Source organism: Mitsuaria sp. TWR114, assembly GCF_007997345.1.
The window spans coordinates 1-4,720 of the sequence record NZ_VOSR01000149.1 but is presented as its reverse complement, the minus strand read 5'-3'; the positions used below and the strand labels follow the sequence as shown (position 1 = coordinate 4,720).

Genomic DNA, 4,720 nt, shown 5'->3' with positions numbered 1-4,720 from the left:
CCCCTCGACCAGGAAGCGCCGGCCGAAGGCGGCGCGCCATCCGCGAAGAAGCTGCCCGGCAATGATCTGCTGCTGATCGACGCCCAGACCGGCCAGCGCAACACCTTCAAGGACGCCGCCGATTTCGCCTGGAACAACGGCGGCACCCTGCTCGCCTACGTGGTCTCGGTGAAGGAGGCGAAAGCCCCCGCAGGTGCCTCCGGCGCCGCGAAGGCGACGCCGGCCACCGCACCGGAGACCCGGCCGGCGGAGCCGTCCGTCCCGGCTTCGGCGAATCCGCCGGCGCCCGCCGCGCCGCCGGCTTCGGACGCGCTCGGCGCCGTGCCTCCCGCCACGCCGGTCACCGCGGCGAAACCCGCAGCCGACGACAGCGCCCGCGAAGGCGTCTACCTGATCGACCCGAGCGCGCCGACACGGGCACGCGCGGTGATGTCGGGCGCGGGGAGCTACAAGCAGCTGCGCTTCGACGAGGCCGGCCGCCAACTGGCCTTCGTCAGCAACCGCGACCATGTGGCCGAGACCCGCGCCTCCGAGAAGGCCCGGGAAGCCGAAGACCGGAAGGACGGCGCCAAGGACAGCGCGAAGGACGCGAAGGCCGACAAGCCCGATCCGACGCCGTTCAAGCTCTTCCTGTGGCAGGCCGGCCAGGACCGCGCCACGGTGCTGGTCAGCGCCGCGACCGCCGGCATGCCCGCCGGCTGGACGCCGAGCGAGCACGCGCCGCTGGCCTTCAGCAAGGACGGGCTGCGGCTGTTCCTCGGCACCGCCGAGCTGCCCACGCCCGAGCCCAAGGACGCGCCCGAGCCGATGAAGGTCGACCTCTGGCACTGGAAGGATCCGGAGCTGCAGTCGGCGCAGAAAGCCAAGGCGGAGCGCGAACGCACGCGCAGCTATCGCGCCGTCGTGCACCTCGGCCAGGACGTGGACGCCGCGCGCTTCGTGCAGCTCGGCACCGTGGACCTGCCGACGATCCAGGTCAACGAGAACGCCCGCGTGGCGCTGGGCCTGAGCGAGCTGCCGTATCGCCCGCTGATGTCCTGGGAAGGCGTGTACATGGACGCCTACGCGGTCGATCTGGACACCGGCGCGGCCACGCCGCTCGCACGCAAGCTGCGCCATGCGCCGACGCTGTCCCCGACCGGCCGCTACCTGCTGGGCTTCGACGCGCCGGCCGCGCGCTGGATGGCCTGGCGCACCGACACCGCGCAGGCGATCGACCTGACCGGGAGGATCAAGGCCCGCTTCGACAACGACGAGCGCGACGTGCCCGACCTGCCGACCGCCTACGGCAGCGCGGGCTGGACCGCGGGGGACGACAGCGTCGTGCTCTACGACAAGTTCGACCTCTGGGCCGTGCAGCCGGCGACCGGCCTGTCGCGCAACCTGACGCAGGGCTTGGGCCGCAAGCGGCAGGTCCAGCTGCGCGTGGTGCCGCTGGACCCCGAGGACGCCGACCAGCGCGCCCTCCCCGCCGATGCGCTGATGCTGGCCGGCACGCAGGACCCGACGCGCGCCAGCGGCTACTTCCGCGTCGATGCCAGCGGCGGCGTCCCGACCACGCTGCTGCAGGACGACAAGATGATCGGCGGCCTGATCAAGGCCAAGGACGCGGACCGCCTCGTCTTCACGCAGCAGACCTTCACCGAGTTCCCCGACCTGTGGACCTCGACGCTGAGCTTCGAGCGGCCGCAGCGCATCAGCGAGGCCAATCCGCAGCAGGCGCGGTATGCCTGGGGCACGCAGGAGCTGATCGAGTACACCGCGGCCGACGGCCGGAAGCTGCGCGCGCTGCTGGCCAAGCCGGCCGACTTCGACCCGAAGCGGCAGTACCCGATGATGGTCTACATCTACGAGAAGATGAGCGACAACCGCCATCGCTACGTGCCGCCGGCGCCGGGCCAGAACATCAACGTCACGCGCTACGTCTCCAACGGCTACCTGGTGCTGCGCCCGGACATCGTCTACACCACCGGCCACCCGGGCCGCAGCGCGATGAACACGGTGCTGCCGGCGGTCCGCCAGCAGATCGCCAAGGGCTACGTCGATCCGAAGCGGGTGGGCATCCAGGGCCACAGCTGGGGCGCCTACCAGATCAACTACCTGATCACCCGCACCCACGAGTTCCGCGCGGCGGAGGCCGGCGCCTCGATGGCCAACATGATCAGCGGCTACGGCGGCATCCGCTGGGGCGCGGGCATCAGCCGCGCCTTCCAGTACGAGCACGGCCAGAGCCGCATCGGCGCCACGCCCTGGGAGCGGCCCGACCTGTACCTGGAGAACTCGCCGATCTTCCGCGTCGACAAGGTCACCACGCCCTACCTGACCATCCACAACGACGAGGACGACGCGGTGCCCTGGTACCAGGGCATCGAGTTCTTCACCGCGCTGCGCCGCCTGGGCAAGGAGGCCTACTGGTTCAACTACAACGGCGAGAAGCACGGCCTGCGCGACCGCGACAACATGAAGCACTTCACCGTGCACATGGCCGAGTTCTTCGACCATTACCTGCTGGGCAGTCCGCGGCCCGCCTGGATGGACCAGCCGGTGCCCTACCTCGAGCGCGGCAAGCGCGACGTGATGGGCCAGTTCAAGCCGGTGGCACCGACCGCCGCGACCGCCGTCGCCAAGGGCCAGCAGGAGGCCGCCAGCGGCGGCAACGCGAAGTGAGTCGCCGGCGGCCGGGGCCGCTCGCCCCGCGCCGCCGGCCCCGGGTCAGCGCACCGGGTCCGCGTTCTGCGCGGCGCGACGGGCGCTCTCCAGGCGCTCGCTGATCGGTGGGTGCGACGACAGCCACTCGACGCCCTCGCTCGTGTGGCCCTCGCGCCGCATCGCGTCGCGCAGCTTGAGCCACACGCCGACCAGCGTCTCGTTGGGCAGGTGCTCGCGCAGGATCAGGCGTTGCGCCTCGGCATCGGCTTCGCGCTCCGCGTTGCGCCCGTAGCGCAGCGTCTGCACCGAGGCCATCGAGCTGGCCGCGACGGTGGAGAAATCGCCCATCACCACGCCGGCCACGGCCACCAGGCCGACGCCCTGCACCAGGTGGCGCATCGCGTGGCGGTGCTTCACATGCCCGGCCTCGTGACCGAGCACGGCCATCACTTCGTCGTCGCTCAGGTCCTGCGTCATCCCGTCGAGCAGGAACAGCGTGCCGTTGGGCAGCGCGAAGGCATTGAAGCCGCCGCTGTTGCCCAGCCGCGCGAAACGCAGCTTGAGGGCCTGGCCCGGGAAGGTCCGCCCGGCGATCTCCTCGAAGCGCTGGCGCAGCGCGGCCTGCCGCGCCGGCGCGACCGTCGACGGCTTGAGCCAGCGCGCCGTCACCTCCTGCTCGACCTTGTCGCCGACGGCGATGTCGAGCTGCTTGGGCACCAGCGGCAACGCCGCGCGCGCCAGCAGGCCCGCGCCCTGGCGGTCGAACCAGGCGATCAGCGCAACCAGCGCGACCAGGCAGCACAGGGACATCGCCCAACTGGAGATCAGCTGCGTCGTCAGCGACTGGCCGCCCAGGGCGCGTCCCATCGCGTTGTCCGCGGGAATCCAGAGCGTGCCGCCGTCGGGCAGGCCGACCGGCGTCGGGCTGCCGCGCCACCATTCGCCGACCGACAGGCCCTTGCGGGTGTAGCGACGCAGCCCCGGCAGCGACGGGCGTGACGCGGCCAGCTCGGCCTCCGACGGCGGCATCGAGGACGCGGCCTGGGGGCGCGGCGGCCAGGGCATGAACTCGAGGTGGTGGCGGCTCAGGCGCACGCGCACCTCCTGCGGGCGGTTCTCGACGCCATCGAACCACCGGGCGGTGGCGGTGTAGCTCTGCGATCTCATGGCGATGTCTCCCCGCTCACCAGCCGATGTCCAGGCCGAAGGCATCGGCCACGCCGTCCCCGACCGCGCCGGGGCCGCGCCGTCTGGCGGCGCGCACGACCAGGGCGTCCAGCGGCTCGTCGGACAGCACGGTCATGCCCTCGATGCGCAGCTTGGCGATGCGCACCGCGAGGAAGGGCCAGTACAGGCCCAGCGTCAGCACCGTGAGCAGGCCGTGGCCCATCACCGTCTTGAAGAGGGAGAAGGCGGGCAGCTGGTAGGCGAACTCGATGCCGCCGGCGAGTCGGGTGTTGTCCCAGATCAGCTTCTGAAGCCGCGCGATGTAGATCGGCCAACCGATCACCCATAGCACGCCCATCGTGGCCAGCGGCGCGAACATCGCCACCAGCGACGCCTGCGCGCCGAAGACGGCTTTCAGCGCGCCGATCGTCACCGCGGCGATCACACCGGCGACGAAGCCGCCCAGCAGGCCGACGCCGACCAGCGTCAGGTACAGGCCGTAGAACTTGCGCACCGGGAGCTCGAAGTCGAACTCGAGCGCGCCATAGCGGGCATGCCGATGCTGGAAGCGCTTGAGCCAGCCATGCGCCAGCGGAAAGAGCAGCCCCACCGCCAGGCCGGCGATGCCGATGACGATCGGCCCCAGCCCCATGCCGGCGCCGACGGACACGACGGTCCACGCCACGAGCAGCGGCAGGCAGGAGGCGTAGACGGTGGCGGCGCTGGCCTGGAAGCCGAAGCGCAGGCCGCGCCAGCTGGTGTTGCCGAGCTTGAAGCGCTGGGCGCCCGCGAACAGCATCGGGCCAAACGCGTAGAGCACCGCCAGCATCGCGAAGCCGGCGCCCTTGGACCACTCGAACGCATGGCCGTAGCAGACCAGCAGCGCCAGCGCCAGCACGCGGCC

General features: G+C 71.5%; 3 protein-coding genes. 1 reads left to right on the top strand and 2 read right to left on the bottom strand.

Going from position 1 to position 4,720, the window contains the following annotated elements; translation table 11 throughout:
- A partial coding sequence (locus FUT87_RS31345) for a prolyl oligopeptidase family serine peptidase (RefSeq protein ID WP_147240544.1) occupies positions 1-2,667 on the top strand: 2,667 nt, incomplete at its 5' end.
- A gap of 45 nt (positions 2,668-2,712) precedes the next feature.
- Here FUT87_RS31345 and FUT87_RS06955 read toward each other — a convergent pair.
- Both FUT87_RS06955 and FUT87_RS06950 read right to left on the bottom strand, forming a co-directional pair.
- Positions 2,713-3,816, bottom strand: coding sequence for a M48 family metallopeptidase (locus FUT87_RS06955; RefSeq protein WP_147240543.1), 1,104 nt, complete (start codon positions 3,814-3,816; stop codon positions 2,713-2,715).
- A 16-nt stretch (positions 3,817-3,832) separates the two neighbouring features.
- Positions 3,833-4,720 (bottom strand): DUF898 family protein (locus tag FUT87_RS06950; protein WP_147240542.1); only part of this gene is annotated, 888 nt, incomplete at its 5' end.

Excerpts from the sequence above, each read along its gene's own strand:
- FUT87_RS06955 (WP_147240543.1), bottom strand. The coding sequence starts at position 3,816 with ATGAGATCGCAGAGCTACACCGCCACCGCCCGGTGGTTCGATGGCGTC.